Here is a 17104-nt window from a genome sequence, read left to right as displayed (position 1 = left end):
TGAACCAGTTCGCGATCCTCTACGAAGATCGGTTCACGAAATCGAGCCCGTAAGATACTCAGCCAGCTTCACGAAATCAGTGAAGGTTCATTGAGCCTCACACACAGAAATTCGGACAGGCCCGCTTCAACTGAACTGATCTTTCACAACGCCAGATCACTACAGGGCCTGCGGGTCCGTTGAACCTGAGCTTTAGCGTCCACTACTGATCGTCCCTGCCCATCTTGGCTGTCCATGGCTCCGCAGTTATGGGACTAACCCCATGCTTTTTCGCGCTTGGCCTCAAAAAGCAGCTGCCACACTCCTTCCCTACAAACCGTCCCATTGCTGCCCAAGCTGCAGCGCAGGGCAGCTGCAGGAGAAGCTTTGAGAACACTGTGCATCGAAGGCTGGCGCGGAATAAATCACTCCATCGCCATGGTGAACCAGAACCAGATTTTGGAAATGGTCAAGCATTCGGGGTGGCGCATCTGCCACCGCGACGTTTCCTATTTCCTTCCTCACTGGAATAGCAACAAGCTCGATTCCGGTTTCTCGGCCGAGGAGAGCGCCATCATCGCCGGCCTGCCCGCACCTGGCGGCGAGCCCATCGACGTCTGTCTGCGCATTGCCTCCCCGGTTCGCTTAGGCGAGGCGGGCTCGGCGCGCCGCAACGTCACCTTCGTGGTCACCGAGTTCGGCCTCACGGGCAAGAGCTTCGAACCTGCCGAGCTGAGCCCAAATCGCCTCACGGTTGGCGACGATATCGTCATCACCCCCAGCCAATGGTCGTGTGCACGCCTGCTGGACTACGGCTTTGCGCCGGACAAGGTCAAGGTAGTGCCGCATGGCTTCAAGGCCGATACGTTTCATCCAATGACGTCCGAAGAGCGCGAGCAAGCCCGCCTCGCCTTGGGCGTCAAGCCGCATGAGACAGTGTTTTGCAATGTCGGCGTGGCGACCTGGAACAAGGGGCTGGATCTGCTGATCTTGGCCTTTGCCCAGTTGCGTCTGCTGGGCTTACCAGTGCGCCTGATCCTCAAGGACCACAAGGGACTTTACGGCCTGGGCGTGGAAAGCATCTTCGCCGAGCTGACCAGCCGCATGCCCCAGCTCAACAGCGCCCAAGTGCGCGACGGCATCTCAATCCTGTCGACCAGCCTCAATCTGAGCCAGATTCGTTCGCTTTACTGTCTGTCGGACGCCTATGTCTCGCCTTACCGCGCCGAGGGATTCAATCTGCCGGTGTTGGAGGCTATGGGCTGCGGCACGCATGTGATCGTCAGCGGCGGGGGCGCCACAGACGACTTCGTGTCGCCGGCGCTAAGCTACCAGCTAAGTACCCGCCCCGGCACCACGGCCGATCAACCTCAGGTGCACGGTCAGTTCGTGATGCCCGAGTTGGAAGACCTGATCCATGCAATGCGTCTTGTGGTCGATCGACAACTGCCCAACCCAGCGCTGCGCAAGCAGGCGCGAGAGCAACTCGCGCAGGAGTACTCCTGGGCCACCGTGACACACCAATTGATGGCCCTGCTTTGATCAAGACCCACAAACCTACTCTGGCGATTGCAATCGCCGACACTGATATGCATGTGCTGGCCCATCAGGCACTTCGACTCTGCTTGAGTGCCATGCATTTCGATCAGGTGTTGATCTATTCCGACCAGCCTGAGGCTTGGCCGGGTTTGGCCTTGATCGAGATACCACCGTTGCGTTCGATGGCTGAGTACAACAAACTGATCGTCAAGGACTTGGCTGTGCGCTTGGAATGTGACTTTGTGTTGGTCGTTCAGTACGATGGGTTCATCCTCAATGCCGACCAGTTCTCGCCGCATTTTTATCATTACGACTACATCGGCGCACCTTGGCCCAATTTCGAACAATACGAGGTGGGAAACGGCGGATTCTCATGGCGTTCCAAACGCCTAGTGCAGGCTGCAGCGGGATTGGACTATGCAGACGAGACAGAAGCAGAAGATCTATTCATTTGCCGCACGAAGCGCGACGAGCTCGAAAATCTAGGCTGCCGCTTCGCGCCCAAAGCAATTGCTGCGCACTTCTCGGTGGAATACCCAGCTGTGCCCTTCCCGACCTTTGGTTTTCATGGCATTTTTCACCTGCCCTCGGTCTACCGGAAAGTGCCGGACTTCCTGGTCGAGCACTTGTCGGATCGTGTTGTCAAGGCTCGCAGCAACTTCCTCCTCCCCGCCCTGCAGCAACTTGCACCGGCTTCGGCCTTGCGTCTCCAAGAACGTTTAGCTGGCTTGAGTTGAGCCCTACTAGGATACATTCGCGATGAAACAGATCATCATCCTGATTCCCCACGGTGTTCAGACCGGAGGCCCCGAAGCACTGCATCAGTTGTCCGACTCGCTTCTCCGACAGGGGCATGACGCGCGTGTTTGGTACGTCCTGCCCAGTGATCTGCCGGAGCTCGACGGACTTTTGCGCAACAATGGTCTGGGCGAGGGAATAGCACTTGGCATCCAGCCCAGACCTAATACTGTCGCTGACTACGCCAAGTACCGCACCCGATTGGCCGACCAGATTGTCATGGGACCCGACACCTGCGTCGTGCTGGCCGAGACCTATGTGCACTGGTTACGCTATTTCCATACCTGTAAACCGATGGTGTGGTGGCTCAGCGTAGACAACGCCTTCGAGTTTTTGTCGGTTCAGAAAGTCAACCTCAACAGCTTGCGTAGCGAGCGTGTGTTGCACGGCTACCAGTCCGGCTATGCACATCAGGTGATACAGGCCCTGGGCTTCAAACGCACGGTGCCTCTGTCCGACTACACACCAGGCACGGCGGAGCCTTTGCCAATGCCTAAGACCGGTATTGCGTTGAACGCCAATCACAAGGTTTTGTATGACGTCGGCTCCATCGCGGCGCAATTGGAGGCTCGCTGTCAGACGAAAGTGCACTTGATACGCGCCATGTCACGCGCTCAAGTCTATGAAGCTTTGAACAGCAGCAAGCTGTTCATTGATCTGGGTACGTTCCCTGGCAAGGATCGACTGGCACGCGAGGCGTTACTGCGCAACTGCTGCGTGTTTGCACTGGATGTAGGTGCAGCTCGCGACTACAAATTGCCTGAAGAGTGCTACTTCAAACCAGATCAAGTGGACCCGGTGCTCGCGGGAGCGCAGCAGCTGATGCAGCAATACGAACTGTATCTGGATCTGTCTCTACCTGCTCGCCAGGCAGTTCTGCGGGAGCGGATGATTTTCGAACGTGAGGTTGCAGGTCTGGCACATGCTTTTGAGGTAGTAGCCTGAGGCATTACCCGTCAGGCTTGATGCGTTACATTATTTGCCCATCGCAGCTGCGATGGTCTAGCTGCTTAAGCCGGCCAAGAAGTCACGGGCCGAATTCATAGCCTCGCGTATCGTCAAATCCATGTCCATGTAACGGTAGGTGCCCAGTCGACCGACGAAGGTCACTTTGGCAAGACCTTGCGCACGCGCCTTGTAGGACTGCACGAGATCATCCCCGTCGGTCAGGTGTACCGGGTAATAGGGAGTGTCCAGGTGACCGCAACTGCGACTGAACTCCCGGTAACACACCGATTGCTCATGTTCCTCCCACGGCGAGAAGTGCTTGTGCTCCGTAATTCGAGTGTAAGGCACACTTTCTTCGGTGTAGTTCATTACCGCGCAGCCCTGCAGGTCACCTCGCCCTTCGAATCGCTGAAAGTCAAGCGTCCGATAGGGCAGGCGCCCAAGGTCGTAACCAAAGAATCCGTCCATTGGTCCCGACCAGAACACGTGGTCGTATGCGTCGATATCATCAGCGTGCAACTCGGCATTGAGCGTCACCGTAATATTGGGATGGTCAAGGATGCGCTCGACCATTTTGGTGTAACCCTCTTCCGGCATGCCCTGGTGCTTGTGGAAGAAGTAGTTGTCGTTGTAATTGAAGCGCACAGGCAAGCGCTTCAGGATGGCAGCCGGCAGGCGGGTTGGATCCACCTCCCACTGCTTAAGCGTGTAGCCGCGAAAGAACGCTTCGTAGAGCGGCCGGCCGATGAAACGAAGCGCCTGTTCTTCAAAGCTTTGCGGCTCGATAATCGAGGTGTCAGCTTGTTCCTCGATGAATGCCTTGGCCTCCGCTGGATTCAGGGTCTTGCCAAAGAACTGGTTGATCGTGTGCAGATTGATCGGCAGCGAGTAGACCTGCCCACCGGTCGTCGCTTTGACACGATTCACGTAAGGCATGAACCGCATGTACTTATTGACAAAAGTCCATACCTCGTCATCGTCGGTATGGAATATGTGTGGCCCATAGACATGAACCATGACACCTGTGCCAACATCTCTCTCAGTATGACAATTGCCAGCCACATGAGCGCGACGATCAAACAGATTCAGTTGGTGCCCTTGCTCTGCCAGCTCTCGGGCGATCACCGCACACGATAAACCGGCGCCGGCCATGCCAATATTGAGATTCTTCTTGCTCATGTTTTTGCCTCGATTACGGGTTTCTTATTCATTCAACGCAGTGGTGTCAGCACCCCCCGCCCCATCGACCACATCAACGCGACTAGTTGCTGCGCATCGAATAGCGCATTCACATGGGCGACTCGCATCGAATAGTAGTCACCCTCGGCAGCCATCACGTCGAACAGAGAGCGGCGGCCCAGTTGCTGCCATTGCTGCAGCGTGGAGGCCCGCACCCTGTCGCTATTGCGCAGAATTTCCACGACTCGCCGCGCCCTGTCCAAGGCAGAGGTGGCGGTTTCGTAAGTCTCCAACAAGCGATATTGTTTGACCTCCACGGTTTCATCACGCTGCAAGCTGGCTGCATGATAGCGGCTCTTGGCGGCCTGCAAGCTCGCGTCTGCACCGGGTTGAATGAGTGGAATATTAACCGTCACGCCGCCAATCCAGTCGCTTGAGCGACCGACACCAGCCAGCGTCGTGCCGTTCATCAATAAACTGACGCTGGGGCGTTGACCAGCCAAGACAGATTCGGCATAACTGCGTTGTGCGCTTGCTTGCGCGGCAGCCTGCGCTACATCAGGGGCTTGCAAGATATCCGCTTGCAGTTCGGCCAAATCGGGCAGTTGCGCCAGCACTGTGCTCAGGCTTGCACTGACAGGGAGCTGGTCACCCACAAAGCGGCGCATTTTGATCTCGGTCTGACGCATCGCTGAAAGGGTTTGCTCATACTGCAAATCGGCCTGTTGCAGACTTTTTTGCGCCTGTACCAACTCGCTGGCGCGGCCCTTATCGGCTTTGGTGATGACCTCGAGCGATTCCACCAAACAGGCCATTTTTCGTACATATTGGGTGTAGACCTGAGCTTGCAAGCTGTAACGGCTACGGTCCAAAGCCAAGCTAACGGTCTGCAAGGCCACCTGCTCTTCGGCACTGCTTTGACCATATTTGGCCGCGTTGGCCAATTGAACCCGCCACTCGGTCAGTTTGGTGATTCGTCCAGCGTCATACAGCGGTGCTGTGACGCTGATGGTAGCACTGCCTTGCGACCCCGTGAGCGTGTTTGCCCCCGGTACCGCATGGCCCATGTAGCCGGCTCTGCCGAGCAAGTTCACCTGGGGTATGCGCGAGGCCTTGACTTCGGCCACGTCGGCCTCGGCGGCTTGGCTTAGCAATTTCAAGGCGCCAATCGAGCGGCTACGTTGCAAGGCTAATCCGACAAGTTCCTGCAACTGGATGCGCGGGTCCGTGACATTGGTTTCGACCATGGTGGCGTCGCGCCCTGCCCGCGATGGGCCTGCTTCGTCCTCGGCGCAACGACTCTGACTTTTGGCCTGCGCCTGCGCTGGCCCAGGCGTGACCGCAGCCCATAAGCCCAGACCCATTAGCAACGACAGCACAAGTGTTTTGGACATGATGGAAAAGTCACGGCAAAGAGGTTGTTCCCCGATACCGCTACTACATCACGTTTGGTGTCACACCGAAGTCTCGATTAGGGGCGGTTGCCGCCCCTTTATGAGGGAGTGACGAACTTTCCTATCGCTCGCGCAACGCTTCTTGGGATTTCATCATTGGGCGCACCAGGTAGCTCAGTACGCTGCGCTCACCTGTCTTGATCTCGACAGTTGCGGTCATGCCGGGAATCACAGGAAGGGTTTTACCTTTGAAGCGCAAGTTATTGCGCTCGGCGGCCACGGTGGCCCGGTAATAGCCGCCCTCTGCGCCCTTGTCCGTTTCACCCATGGCGTCAGGGCTGATGTACTGAATGCGGCCAGTCAGGCCACCATAGACGTTGTAGTCATAGCCCGAAAGTTTGACTTCGGCAAGCTGCCCGACCCGCACAAAGCCAATATCGCGTGGCTTGACGCGCGCTTCGATCAGCACCCGTGGCCCTATCGGCGAAATCTCCATGATGGGCGCACCGGCAGTGACCACCCCGCCTACGGTGCTGACGCGAATATTCTTGACCACGCCGTGCACCGGAGATTTGAAGACCGTTCTTGTCATGGCATCCTCGCGCACCACCATCTGCTCATCGAGTTGGGCTAACTCGTTTTGAATCCGCACCAATTCACCGCTGGCCTCTTGCCTGAAGCGACTGATGCGTTCGGCACGTTGCTGCTGTAGCTCATTGACTTGCCGGCTTAAGCGCATCACCTCCACGTCGGACATCAGCCCTTTGGCCGCCATGTCTTGCGCCATCTTTTGTTCGCGTGCCAGCAAGCCACTGCTGCGCGCAATGCTGCTGACTGCCTCGTCCATCAAGCGTCGGCGCGCCTCATAGGCCTCCATTTCGGCCTCGGCGATGCGTGGCACCGCCAGCACCTCGCGCGGGAAGACGAGTGGCTTGGCACTTGCCTCAGCAGTCAGCCGGGCTGCTTGCGCCTTCAGCGCGATGCGTTTGGCCTGACCTTCGTTTTGCTGCGCTTCGACGCGTGTCGGGTCAAGTCGTGCCAACTCCTCACCCTCCTCGACTTCCTCGCCCTCGCGCACATAGAGTTCGCGCAAGATGCCACTTTCCAGACTGGCGATGACTTGCTCACGGCCGTCGGGCACAATACGGCCATCACTGCGCGTAACTTCGTCCACGGTCGCCAGTGCCGACCATGTGATCGCGACGGTGACGGCGATCAACATCAGGTAGATCGCCCACATCGCATGAGGCAAGGGCTCCTCGATCTGGGCGTGGTTCAAGCCCGAGACAAACATGCCCTCTTCTCGGCTCAGGGCCATTCCGCCCGCCTTGTTTTTGATACTCATCGCTTATACCGATGCTGAGCGTTGCACCGGCTGGGCCGATGGGTGCATATGCAAATTGGCACCGGCTCCGTTGGAGCTTGCAGCTTCAGCAGTTGCGGCACTAGGTCGCACCCCCGACAAAGCGGCAAGGACTTGATCACGCGGTCCATCCAACACCACCCGCCCGTTGTCCACCACGACGATGCGGGCGACCAACTCCAGGACCGCCGGACGGTGGGTAACAACCACCAAGGTGCAAGTACCGGCGGCGTCGCGAAGTTGACGCAAAAAGGCCATCTCGGACTGGGCATCCATGGAACTGGTGGGTTCATCCATCAGCAATATTTGTGGCTTGGTGACCAGGCTGCGAGCCAGCGCCACCAGTTGACGCTGACCGCCTGAAAGAAGACCGCCCATTTCACCCACGGGCAAGTCCCAGCCCTTGGGATGACCGGCCACCACGCGGTCCAAGCCCGTCAGTCGGGCTACCTCGACCAGGCGCCCCGCGTCCAAGTGGGCGCGGCCCATCAAGACGTTATCGCGCAGCGTGCCGTGGAAGAGCCGCGGCTCTTGTGACACAAAGCCTACACGGGCACGGAACTCGGCCGGGTCGACCTGGCGCAAATCAATGCCGTCTACATCCACCATCCCCTCGGTGGGCTGATACAAGCCGGCCAGAAGGCGCAGGATGGTTGACTTGCCACTGCCGATACGGCCAAGCACAGCGACGCGTTCGCCGGCCTGCAAGCGTAGATTGACGGCCTTCAAAATCTTTGGAGCTTCGCCTTGGCCCACCATTGGGTAAGAGAAACCCACATCATGGAGCCCAAGCTTGCCACTGACCTGGGTCAGCGGCACATAGTTGCGGCTGCCGTCGCGCTCGGTCGGGGAGTTCATCATGCGGTCCAGCGATAGCATCGCAGCGCGAGCGCCTTGATAGCGCGTCGCCAAACTCACGAGACTACCCAGCGGCATGATGGCGCGTCCGGCAAACATCACCGCGCCGATCAAGGCGCCGGCAGTGATCAAGCCATCTTGGATCAGGTACACGCCCCAGACCAGCATGACCAAGTTGATGGACTGCTGCAGCGTCATCGTGATGTTGCTGCTCCAACTCGACATGTTTCTCGCCTGCAGCGAGGATTCGGCGGCAATGGAGGTGCTGGTTTCATAGCGGCGCAGGAACCGGCCCTCGGCGCCCGATGTCTTGACATCCTCAAGGCCCTCAATGGCTTCGACCAGCGTCCCTTGCAATTCGGCGGTTTCGGCCATATTGGTGCGCATGGCCTTGCGCAAATAGCCCTGAATTCCATAGGTCAAGGCCAGAATCAAGGGAATCGTGAGCACCAGCACCCAACCCAGAGGGCCACCGATCACAAAAGTCATGGCAACGAACAGAATAATGAAGGGCAAATCAGTCAAGGCCGACATCGTCGCCGAGGTGAAGAACTCGCGCACCACCTCAATCTGAGCCAGGTAATGCGCGTAGGAGCCGGCCGACTCGGGCTTGTGCTCCATGCGCACGCCCAGCGTCTGTCTGAACAGCTTGGCGCCGATGATCATGTCGGCTTTGCGGCCGGCCAAGTCAATCAAATGGCTGCGCAACTGGCGCGCAAACATATCGAATATCAAGGCTACGCCTGCCCCTACCGCGAGGGTCCAAAGCGTCACCAGCGCTTGATTGGGAATCACCTTGTCGTAGATCACCGAAGTGACCAGGCCCGACACAAGCATCAAAACATTGCTCAGCAGCGCTGCCAACATGGCCGAGCGGTAATAGGGGACGAAGCGCTTCAAAGTGCCCCACAGCCAGTGTTCACCGGCTACCCGCAGCAGCGGCTCGTCCCGGGTGTTGCGCGTGTGCGCTTGCGACTGTTCCTGCGGCGACGAAACCAGCACAAAGCCGCTGTACTCGGGCTCCAGTTCCGAAGTGAGTGCCGTGCAGCTGGCGGCTTCTGGCCCGGGGAACACTACTTCATAACGGCCGCCTGTAGGCTCTGTGCCGTCGTCCAATCGCTTGACCAGCACGCACGCATCACCCTCGTTGAGCAGCAGCACTGCCGGCATCAACAAGGGGTTGATATCGTCGATTGATTTGCGCAGCAGGCCGGCGTTGTATCCGGCCTCACGCATGACTCGCAGTGCTTGATCGGGCGCCAATGGCCCTTCAACCGGAGCGCCGGCCCGCAGTGACTCGGCCGAGCGAGGCCGGCCATGATGGCGCGTTACCCAAGCGAGTGCGGTCAGCAGTGGGTCGCCCATGGGCTGCTCAGCCAGACCTTGCAGCGGATCGGGAACCGAAGGCTCGCTGGCAACGGAGCTATCGGCGGCCAGCCTCAAGCCTTTGCCTGCTGCAGCAGCATTGCCGTCAAAAAAGGGATCGTGACGCTGCGACACGTTAATCCTTGCTGTAATTGGGGTACGCGTAAACAGAACTGCGCGAATTCATCATCCTCATGCGTGCAGTGTTTCACCCCGTCGCTGAGACAAAGCCATGCGTTCAAACTCATGCTCAAGATCGCGCACAACGGTGGGAATGTCAAACAATGCCGAGCTGCGGCCATGGTCACGCAAATAGCGCTTGTAGGATTCAATCCGGGCCGGGTTTTGACCCAGCTGAACCGCCCTGGACTCGTATTCGGCCAGGCTAAACGTAATCAAGTCAGGCAAACCAACGGCATTCAGCAAGCTGCCCGCCATACGCGAGATATAGCTGCGTCCTGAGCGGGTCAGGATGGGTGTTCCCATCCACAAACAGTCGCTCGCTGTAGTGCCGGCGTTATAGGGGAAGGTATCCAAGAATAGATCCGCCAAGGCAAACCGCGCCAAGTAGTCCGGCGGTGCCGCCCGAGGCGCAAAAATCAGTCGTTCTTCAAGCACATTGTGCTCGGCCGCCACACGCAACATATTGGCCTTGGCCCATTCGTTATCGGCCAATAGCCACATCACGCTGCCCGGAACTTGCTCCAGGATGCGCATCCAACTGCAGAACACTTCTTCGTTGAATTTGTGGTTGTTGTTGAATGAGCAGTAGACGAAAGCGCTCTCGGGCAGCCCGTATTGCGCACGGCTAGGGGCCGGCCCGACTTCGCGTTGCCGGTCACTGACTTGGTAGCAATTGGGCAGATAGATCGGGCGCTCGGTGCAATAGGGCAGGTACTCGGGCGGCATTGCGAAGCGGTCGGCAATGATCCAGTCCACGCCGGGCAAGGCCGATGTACCGGGCAAGCCCAAATAGCTAACCTGAATCGGGGCCGGACGGTAGGCCAGGATGTTAGGTCGAGCGCCGTTGGTCAGGCCTTGCAGGTCGACCAGGATGTCAATACCAGCTTCGGCGATCAAACGCGCGGCGGTCAGGTCATCGACACCGGCTAGACGCACATGGTGGTCCATCGCCTTCAAGATGCGCGCCCGCTGCTCTGAGCCGTCCTCACGACTCCAGCAAAAGGCATACACCTCGAAGCGTTCGCGGTCATGCAACTCGAACAATTCGGGCGTCAACAGGCCGACCGCATGCATGCACAAGTCGCCGGACAAGTAGCCGATCTTGATACGTCCATTTCGAGGCTGGCGTGCCGTCGCAAGCTCATGCAGCGGCCGATCTTTGTAAGGTAGCACCTTCTCGTGCACAAATCGCTGCGCCGCCATTAACTGAAGGGCAGGATCATCACTGGCGCTCAACATAGCCAAAAGCGATGTGCCCACCAGCAATTGATTGTGTGTCACAGCACCGATGGGCTGATAGACGGGCCAATCACATTGTTTCTGGCGGATGTGGACATAGTGCTGGATCACATCAGCTTGACCAGCCTTCAGCAAAAGGCTTTGTCGCATCAAGACTTGTGATTCCGCCAAGCGGCGCTGTGTCTCCAGCAGCCTTGCCGAATTGTTCAAAGCGTGCAGTATGAGTTCCAGCACGGCGGGATTGGCTCTGTCCAGTGCCTTGTCCTCGAACACCTTTCTCCACTCACCGAGCGCCTCTTCGATACGCCCCAGATGTTCCAACTGATGGCCCATGTTCAGGCGAGCCTGCGTGAATGTCGGACTCAGCGCAAGAGCGGTCGCGTAGACTTTTTCGGCTTCGGCATGTCGGTTCCTTGACCCCAGCAAGGTGCCCAAGTTGTAGCAAGCCACATGCAATAAGACAGATTTGGTATGGGTCGTCCAGTTTTGATAGAGCAAGATCGCAGCATCGATCAAGCCCTCCCGCTGCAACTTATCGGCCTTTTCCATCAACACACTGAGTTCCATCGCACCGGAGCGTGCCAGATCAAGCAATTGCTCAAGCTCCGGGCTGCTGGCGAGCGTGTTTTTTGTAGCGGGAGTGGTTTTGTCCATGGCGATAGGTCCGCAAAACGCGGCTCGTGAAGGCTTAAGCGATGTTAGAGCCCTGCCCCAAAACGGGCGGCTTGATTAGGCCGGGGAATTGGCGGCAATTCCTGGCTCCGCGGCAGCGAACTCTGCGGGCATACCCTTGACACAGGCGAAAAAGGCTGTCGGTACCGGCTATTTTTGTGCTTCAGTTCTAGCCCCGGCTGACGAAAATTCATGCAAGCCCTCTGGAGGGGGAGACGGCCGATACCGGTCGCTATAAGTAGAGCTAAAAATGCTGAATGCAATTCTGACTCGTTGGGCCAGGACACGCGTAGCGTCCTCGTCAGCAAACGCGCTCGGGGCCTCGCGCTTTTCGATTTCGGGGCGCAGCACCGAATGCCCGCCAAGCCGCCCAAGCGCTCAGGGCGCGGACTCCATTTGGCAGTCCCTCCTGCGTTTGATGCCGGGTGAGGCTGACCCTTTAGGCACTGCCCTGCCCTGCCAAAGCGTGCTCTTGCACAACGTGCCGAACGCACGCGCGGCCTTCGAGGCTTGCCTGAGTGGATTGCACAGCGGCGATATCGAAGAGTTGCAGCGCAGCATTCAACGCAGCCGAAGTCTGCGAGATCTGTGGCATCTGCGCACCTGGCTGTACACGGAGGTCGCCCGAGCCTTCTCGCAGGCCGAGGCCGAAGTGCGTCTGAGCCGACTCAATGCCCATTTCCAGTTTGGCGCCAGCTTTGGTTTCGGCAGCCAGAATCTCGGTGCATCGGGTCCAACACGAGTGGCCAAGCATTGATGAGCCTGCATCTGACCTTGCGCGACATTCCGCACTTTCCTCCGCCCTGGTCCTATGCCTGCGTAGGCCGGTCCAACGAGCGCCGGGGGCGCATCGCAACGCGTCGCGCTTTCGTTGAGCTCAAACTCGCATTCCTGCGCGTCGCGGCGGAAGTGCCGGGCGAGATGGGTCGCCACTTACAAACGCTGGTGCGTCACGCCAGCGAACCGATTGAGCTGTGGCTGTTGCATGCCAGCTTGCTCGCCGCTGTCCCCAAGGATCTGGAACCGGAACTTGGTCGAGCCCAGCAGCACCGCCTCAGCTTGATGGCGGCCTTGGCTCAAAACTATCCTGACAGAGCGCCCGGAGAATCCCGCTGAGCCTGCGGAAAGACGTCATCGCTAGCGCCAATTTATGACACTTGCTGCGAGCAAGGCAGAATGCGGCTCAAGTATGAACATCATCATCCTCGACGACTACCAAGACGCGGTGCGCAAATTGCGCTGTGCGGCCAAGCTAGAGCATCTCAATGCCAAGGTCTTCACCAATACGGTCAAGGGCATAGGCCAGTTATCGGTGCGTCTGCGCGACGCCGAAGTGCTGGTATTGATCCGCGAGCGCACCCAGTTCAGCCGGCAACTACTGGAAAAGCTGCCCAAGCTCAAGCTGATCGCTCAGACCGGCCGAGTCGGTGCCCATATCGACGTTGAGGCCTGCACCAAACTCGGTATCGCGGTTTGCGAAGGAGTCGGCGCGCCAACCGCGCCGGCCGAGCTGACTTGGGCCTTGATCATGGCCGCGATGCGCCGCTTGCCCCATTACATCAGCAATCTGAAGCATGGCGTGTGGCAGCAGTCGGGTTTGAAGGCGGCCTCAATGCCGCCAAATTTTGGGCTCGGCATGGTCTTGCGGGGCAAGACGCTCGGGATTTGGGGCTACGGCAAGATCGGCCAAATTGTCGCCGGCTATGGGCGAGCTTTCGGCATGCAGGTGCAGGTCTGGGGCAGCGAGGCCTCTCGTTTGCGCGCTGAAGCGGACGGGTACGTCGCTGTAACAAGCAGAGAGGCGCTGTTCGAGACCAGCGATGTGCTCACGGTCCATCTGCGCTTATGCGAGCAGACGCGGGGCTTGATCGGCCCCGAAGATTTGGCTCGCATGCGGCCCACCGCCCTCTTCGTCAACACTTCCAGAGCCGAACTGCTGACCGAGGGCGCTTTGGTCTCGGCATTGAATCGCGGCCGCCCCGGCATGGCCGCTATTGATGTGTTCGAGAGCGAACCCATCTTGCAGGGTCACCCCTTGCTGCGCCTGGAGAATGCGGTGTGCACGCCGCATATTGGCTATGTCGAACAAGATAGCTATGAGCTCTATCTCAATGCCGCTTTTGACAATGTGCTGAACTTCATCAAGTCCGAGCCGACGAATATCGTCAACCCGGAGGCCTTGCGGGTCATGCGGTGATGGCGAATGCCGGCCCTGCCTCGCTCTCCGAGCTGTTTTGGGCTTTCAATCGGCTGGCCTTGCAAGGCTTCGGCGGAGTGCTGGCAGTAGCGCAGCGCGAACTGGTTGAACGCCTGGGCTGGCTCAGCCGGGAAGAATTTTTGGACACCTTTGCGATTGCACAGGTGCTGCCCGGGCCGAATATCGTCAACATCTCATTGATGCTGGGCGACCGTTTCTTCGGCGCCAGGGGCGCTTTTGTAGCCTTGGCCGGGATGCTGGCGTTTCCTTCTCTGATCGTCATTGGCATGGCGGCGTTGTACGGCGAATTTGCCCATCTACCCTTGATCAGCAATGCCTTGCGCGGCATGGGGGCGGTCTCGGCCGGCTTGATCATGGCCACCGGCTGCAAGCTGTTGCCTAGCCTGAAAAAGAGCCCGCTAGGAAGACTGGCTGCACTGCTGCTGGCCTTGGCGACGATTGTGGCCGTGGTGGTGTTGCGCCTGCCCTTGCCGCAACTGCTGCTAAGTCTTGGGGGGCTGGGCATGGCGGTGGCTTGGTGGCGCCTGAGGCAAGCAGACAAGGCTGCAGCATGACGGCAGCTCAGCCCGATCTCTGGGCCTTGTTCTTGCACTTCTTGACGCTGTCGCTGCTGTCAATTGGTGGAGCCATCACCACTGCTCCAGAAATGCATCGTTACTTGGTCGGTGAGCAACATTGGCTCAGCGACACGCAGTTCACCGCCTCGATCGCCCTGGCGCAGGCTGCACCAGGCCCCAACGTTTTGTTCGTCGCGGTACTGGGCTGGAATGTCGCTGGGCTAGCGGGGGCTTTTGCCGCGATGGCCGGCATCATGCTGCCCTCCACCACCTTGGTGCTGGCCGCTACCCGCTGGGCGCGCAATAACCGGGACAGCATCGGTGTACGCGCCTTCACGGCCGGTATGGCTCCTATCACCTTGGGCCTGTTGCTGGCAACAGGCTGGCTATTGGCCCAGCCCTTCCTGACGACGCCTGAGCATCTCTGGAGCACCTTGGCGCTGATGGCTGCTACCTTGGCGCTGACCCTCAGGACAAAGATCAGCTTGGTCTGGATGGTATTGGGCGGTGGCGTGCTGGGGGCGCTGGGCTGGGTGTAAGCATCACCGATCAAAAGTTGGCTTACAAGATCGAAAGAGGGCTACTAGCCCTCTTTCGTCCCGAAGATCTTGTCGCCGGCGTCGCCTAGTCCCGGGATGATGTAACCCTGCTCATTCAAATGGCTGTCGATTGCGGCAGTCCAGCAGCGCACATCCGGATGCGCGGCGGTCAGCGCGGCCACGCCCTCGGGCGCGGCCACCAGCACCAAGGCCCGGATGTCTTTGCAACCGCGTTTCTTCAGCAAATCGATGGTGGCAATCATCGAGCCGCCAGTCGCCAGCATCGGGTCGACGATCAGTGCCGTGCGCTCATCCAACTGGCCGACGAAGCGCTCAAAATAGTGCACCGGCTGCAAGGTTTCGTGGTCGCGGGCCAAACCGACCACGCTGATCTTGGCGTTAGGGATCATGTCCAAGACGCCGTCCATCATCCCTAAGCCAGCCCGCAGAATTGGCACCACCGTGACCTTGCGGCCGGCGATCTGGTCCACCTCGGTTGGGCCGCTCCAGCAGTCAATGGTGGTTTTCTCGAGCGGGAAGTCGGCGGTCGCCTCATAGGCCAGCAAGCGCCCGACTTCGCCGGTCAACTCACGAAATTTCTTGGTCGAGATATCGGCCTCGCGCATCAAGCCGATTTTGTGTTTAACGAGCGGGTGTTGAACTTCGATGACGCTCATGGTTTTGGCTCTTTGTTTGAAGAAGAAGCTGTGCGCTGACGCAGCGCTTCGAACAAGCACACGCCCGCCGCCACGGACACATTCAGACTCTCCACCGAACCCTGCATCGGAATACGCACCAGCTCATCGCAAGTCTTGGCGGTCAGCTGACGCAGGCCATCCCCTTCCGCGCCCAGCACAAAGGCGATCGGGCGATTCAAGTCCAGGTCATAGATGGACTTCTCGGCCTGATCCGAGGTGCCTACGACCCAAATGTCATAGTCCTTCAGCTCCTTGAGTGAACGGGCTAGATTGGTCACCATCAGATAGGGCACGGTCTCGGCTGCGCCGCTGGCGACCTTGGCTACCGTCGCGTTAAGACCCACCGCATGGTCTTTGGGGGCCAGCACCGCATGCGCGCCGGCACCATCGGCCACGCGCAGGCAAGCGCCCAGGTTGTGCGGGTCGGTGACGCCATCCAGCACCAAGACCAGGGGCATGCCCTCAATGGTCTCGATCACATCGTCCAGGAACTGCGGCATTGCCAGCGCCTGCACCTTGGCTACCACGCCTTGGTGGCGGGTGGTGCCGGCGATCTTGGCCAAGCGTTCATCATCGCTTTCGATCAGCTTGGCGCCGCCGTCGCGGGCGCGGTCGACAAAGGCGCGCATGCGCTGGTCGCGCCGCGTGGTGTCGTAGTGGATTTCACTGATCGAGGTGGGGTGCGTCTTCAGGCGCACGGTGACGGCGTGAAAGCCGAAAAGAATTTTGTTGGAGCTCATCCTCGCATCGTAGCGGCAAGCTTGAGCAATCCGATCAAAACGGGCTGGTGAAGCATGTAGAAAGTCAGCGACCAGCGCCCCAACAAAGCCAGCGGCGCGAGCTTTGGCGAAATATCAGCCCGGCACCAAGACGCGCGGTGGATCAACAGCCATCTTCCCAGTGCAAACCCAAAAAACAGCACACCCAGCCAGGGCAGGATCGGGACATAGTCTTCAGCGATGGGCTTGTGGGTCACCAGCCCCAGCCAGTTGGTCCAGCGCGAGTCGAAGAATGGATGACTCAAGAGCTGCGGCGCCATCAAGGCGAATGCGCCCAAGGCGCAACAAGCCCATATTGGCAGGCGAGGCCCGGCAAAGCGCAGCAGCAAGAGCATCAAAGCCATGCCGTGCAGCACTCCGAAGCTGATGAAGCTGCGCGGATACATCATGTAGGAGCCGATAGACACGGCCACCGCACAAGCTACTATTTGTGCCCAGCGGCGCCAAAACCTGGGCCAACTCAAGCCTTGCTGCAGGGCCAGCGCCTGCCCCATGCCGGCACACAGCAAAAACAGGCTGACGATCAAGGTGCGCTGACCGGTCCAGAAAGCATCCCGGTAGAAGTCCTGGCTGATCCAGCCAAAATGATTCAAATCAAAGGCGAAATGAAAGGCTGCCATCCAGACGATGGCCGCACCGCGCAAGGCATCCAGCCTGGGATATCGAGCCGTCGGCCTGAACGAAGAAGTTGAAGAAGACGAGTGCACGAGCAGCGAAGTTTTAAATGAGCAGCGAGTGCGCAGTCTAAGCGGCGCGGGCAGTTCAACTCACAGCAGCGACGGTTCATTTCACTTCG

The 17104-nt window shown here is 58.9% G+C and carries 16 protein-coding genes; 8 read left to right on the top strand and 8 right to left on the bottom strand.

What is annotated here, in order from left to right:
- Nucleotides 1-366: 366 nt before the first annotated feature.
- The 3 genes from PRZ03_RS16820 to PRZ03_RS16810 are packed head-to-tail and all read left to right on the top strand — an operon-like array spanning nucleotide 367 to nucleotide 3261.
- Nucleotides 367-1521, top strand: a complete 1155-nt coding sequence (locus PRZ03_RS16820) for a glycosyltransferase family 4 protein (RefSeq protein ID WP_273601417.1) — start codon at nucleotides 367-369, stop codon at nucleotides 1519-1521.
- Entirely contained in the window at nucleotides 1518-2255 is a 738-nt protein-coding gene (locus PRZ03_RS16815) for a DUF5672 family protein (RefSeq protein ID WP_273601415.1), read from the top strand. The genes PRZ03_RS16820 and PRZ03_RS16815 overlap by 4 nt, the downstream gene beginning before the upstream one ends.
- Before the next feature lie 22 nt (nucleotides 2256-2277).
- Nucleotides 2278-3261 carry a hypothetical protein gene (locus PRZ03_RS16810; RefSeq protein WP_273601414.1) on the top strand — a complete coding sequence of 328 codons (984 nt, stop codon included), beginning with the start codon at nucleotides 2278-2280 and terminating at the stop codon, nucleotides 3259-3261.
- A gap of 57 nt (nucleotides 3262-3318) precedes the next feature.
- Here PRZ03_RS16810 and PRZ03_RS16805 read toward each other — a convergent pair whose 3' ends face one another.
- The 5 genes from PRZ03_RS16805 to PRZ03_RS16785 form a co-directional block, all read right to left on the bottom strand.
- Nucleotides 3319-4443 (bottom strand): UDP-galactopyranose/dTDP-fucopyranose mutase family protein, encoded by a 1125-nt coding sequence (locus PRZ03_RS16805; RefSeq protein ID WP_273601412.1) that lies wholly within the window; start codon nucleotides 4441-4443, stop codon nucleotides 3319-3321.
- Nucleotides 4444-4475: 32 nt separating this feature from the next.
- On the bottom strand, nucleotides 4476-5837 hold the full coding sequence (locus tag PRZ03_RS16800) for a TolC family protein (RefSeq protein WP_273601411.1): 1362 nt from the start codon (nucleotides 5835-5837) through the stop codon (nucleotides 4476-4478).
- A 121-nt stretch (nucleotides 5838-5958) separates the two neighbouring features.
- A complete protein-coding gene (locus tag PRZ03_RS16795) occupies nucleotides 5959-7182 on the bottom strand; it encodes an HlyD family type I secretion periplasmic adaptor subunit (RefSeq protein ID WP_273601410.1) in 1224 nt (407 codons plus the stop codon).
- A gap of 3 nt (nucleotides 7183-7185) precedes the next feature.
- Nucleotides 7186-9558, bottom strand: coding sequence for a type I secretion system permease/ATPase (locus tag PRZ03_RS16790; RefSeq protein ID WP_273601409.1), 2373 nt, complete (start codon nucleotides 9556-9558; stop codon nucleotides 7186-7188).
- A 57-nt stretch (nucleotides 9559-9615) separates the two neighbouring features.
- Entirely contained in the window at nucleotides 9616-11499 is a 1884-nt protein-coding gene (locus tag PRZ03_RS16785; protein WP_273601408.1) for an O-linked N-acetylglucosamine transferase, SPINDLY family protein, read from the bottom strand.
- A gap of 484 nt (nucleotides 11500-11983) precedes the next feature.
- Between PRZ03_RS16785 and PRZ03_RS16780 the strand changes: the two genes are divergently transcribed.
- From PRZ03_RS16780 to PRZ03_RS16760, 5 genes are all read left to right on the top strand, one after another.
- Nucleotides 11984-12274, top strand: coding sequence for a hypothetical protein (locus tag PRZ03_RS16780; protein ID WP_273601406.1), 291 nt, complete (start codon nucleotides 11984-11986; stop codon nucleotides 12272-12274).
- Entirely contained in the window at nucleotides 12274-12633 is a 360-nt protein-coding gene (locus PRZ03_RS16775) for a hypothetical protein (RefSeq protein WP_273601405.1), read from the top strand. Before PRZ03_RS16780 ends, PRZ03_RS16775 begins: the two co-directional genes overlap by 1 nt.
- Before the next feature lie 73 nt (nucleotides 12634-12706).
- Nucleotides 12707-13714, top strand: a complete 1008-nt coding sequence (locus PRZ03_RS16770) for a D-2-hydroxyacid dehydrogenase family protein (protein ID WP_273601403.1) — start codon at nucleotides 12707-12709, stop codon at nucleotides 13712-13714.
- Nucleotides 13714-14289, top strand: coding sequence for a chromate transporter (locus tag PRZ03_RS16765; RefSeq protein ID WP_273601401.1), 576 nt, complete (start codon nucleotides 13714-13716; stop codon nucleotides 14287-14289). The genes PRZ03_RS16770 and PRZ03_RS16765 overlap by 1 nt, the downstream gene beginning before the upstream one ends.
- The gene (locus tag PRZ03_RS16760) at nucleotides 14286-14831 is read left to right on the top strand and encodes a chromate transporter (RefSeq protein WP_273601399.1); all 546 of its coding nucleotides are present in this window, start codon (nucleotides 14286-14288) and stop codon (nucleotides 14829-14831) included. Before PRZ03_RS16765 ends, PRZ03_RS16760 begins: the two co-directional genes overlap by 4 nt.
- 44 nt (nucleotides 14832-14875) lie before the next feature.
- Here the strand turns inward: PRZ03_RS16760 and upp are convergent, their stop codons facing one another.
- The 3 genes from upp to PRZ03_RS16745 are packed head-to-tail and all read right to left on the bottom strand — an operon-like array spanning nucleotide 14876 to nucleotide 17015.
- Nucleotides 14876-15508 carry a uracil phosphoribosyltransferase gene (gene upp / locus PRZ03_RS16755; RefSeq protein WP_263535092.1) on the bottom strand — a complete coding sequence of 211 codons (633 nt, stop codon included), beginning with the start codon at nucleotides 15506-15508 and terminating at the stop codon, nucleotides 14876-14878.
- Complete coding sequence (rlmB, locus tag PRZ03_RS16750; protein ID WP_273601397.1) at nucleotides 15505-16269, bottom strand: 23S rRNA (guanosine(2251)-2'-O)-methyltransferase RlmB; 765 nt, start codon at nucleotides 16267-16269, stop codon at nucleotides 15505-15507. The genes upp and rlmB overlap by 4 nt, the downstream gene beginning before the upstream one ends.
- A complete protein-coding gene (locus PRZ03_RS16745; RefSeq protein ID WP_273601396.1) occupies nucleotides 16266-17015 on the bottom strand; it encodes a DUF1624 domain-containing protein in 750 nt (249 codons plus the stop codon). Before PRZ03_RS16745 ends, rlmB begins: the two co-directional genes overlap by 4 nt.
- Between the last annotated feature and the right edge of the window lie 89 nt (nucleotides 17016-17104).

Origin of the sequence: Roseateles albus, assembly GCF_028595345.1 — a bacterium.
Classification (GTDB): domain Bacteria; phylum Pseudomonadota; class Gammaproteobacteria; order Burkholderiales; family Burkholderiaceae_C; genus Paucibacter_A; species Paucibacter_A albus.
This window is presented reverse-complemented; position numbering and strand designations above follow the sequence as displayed.

What these genes read in the sequence shown, in the direction of transcription:
- PRZ03_RS16805 (WP_273601412.1), bottom strand. Translation starts at nt 4,443, where the DNA reads ATGAGCAAGAAGAATCTCAATATTGGCATGGCCGGCGCCGGTTTATCG.
- PRZ03_RS16765 (WP_273601401.1), top strand. Translation starts at nt 13,714, where the DNA reads ATGGCGAATGCCGGCCCTGCCTCGCTCTCCGAGCTGTTTTGGGCTTTC.
- PRZ03_RS16785 (WP_273601408.1), bottom strand. Translation starts at nt 11,499, where the DNA reads ATGGACAAAACCACTCCCGCTACAAAAAACACGCTCGCCAGCAGCCCG.
- PRZ03_RS16760 (WP_273601399.1), top strand. Translation starts at nt 14,286, where the DNA reads ATGACGGCAGCTCAGCCCGATCTCTGGGCCTTGTTCTTGCACTTCTTG.
- PRZ03_RS16810 (WP_273601414.1), top strand. Translation starts at nt 2,278, where the DNA reads ATGAAACAGATCATCATCCTGATTCCCCACGGTGTTCAGACCGGAGGC.
- upp (WP_263535092.1), bottom strand. Translation starts at nt 15,508, where the DNA reads ATGAGCGTCATCGAAGTTCAACACCCGCTCGTTAAACACAAAATCGGC.
- rlmB (WP_273601397.1), bottom strand. Translation starts at nt 16,269, where the DNA reads ATGAGCTCCAACAAAATTCTTTTCGGCTTTCACGCCGTCACCGTGCGC.
- PRZ03_RS16775 (WP_273601405.1), top strand. Translation starts at nt 12,274, where the DNA reads ATGAGCCTGCATCTGACCTTGCGCGACATTCCGCACTTTCCTCCGCCC.
- PRZ03_RS16795 (WP_273601410.1), bottom strand. Translation starts at nt 7,182, where the DNA reads ATGAGTATCAAAAACAAGGCGGGCGGAATGGCCCTGAGCCGAGAAGAG.
- PRZ03_RS16770 (WP_273601403.1), top strand. Translation starts at nt 12,707, where the DNA reads ATGAACATCATCATCCTCGACGACTACCAAGACGCGGTGCGCAAATTG.
- PRZ03_RS16800 (WP_273601411.1), bottom strand. Translation starts at nt 5,837, where the DNA reads ATGTCCAAAACACTTGTGCTGTCGTTGCTAATGGGTCTGGGCTTATGG.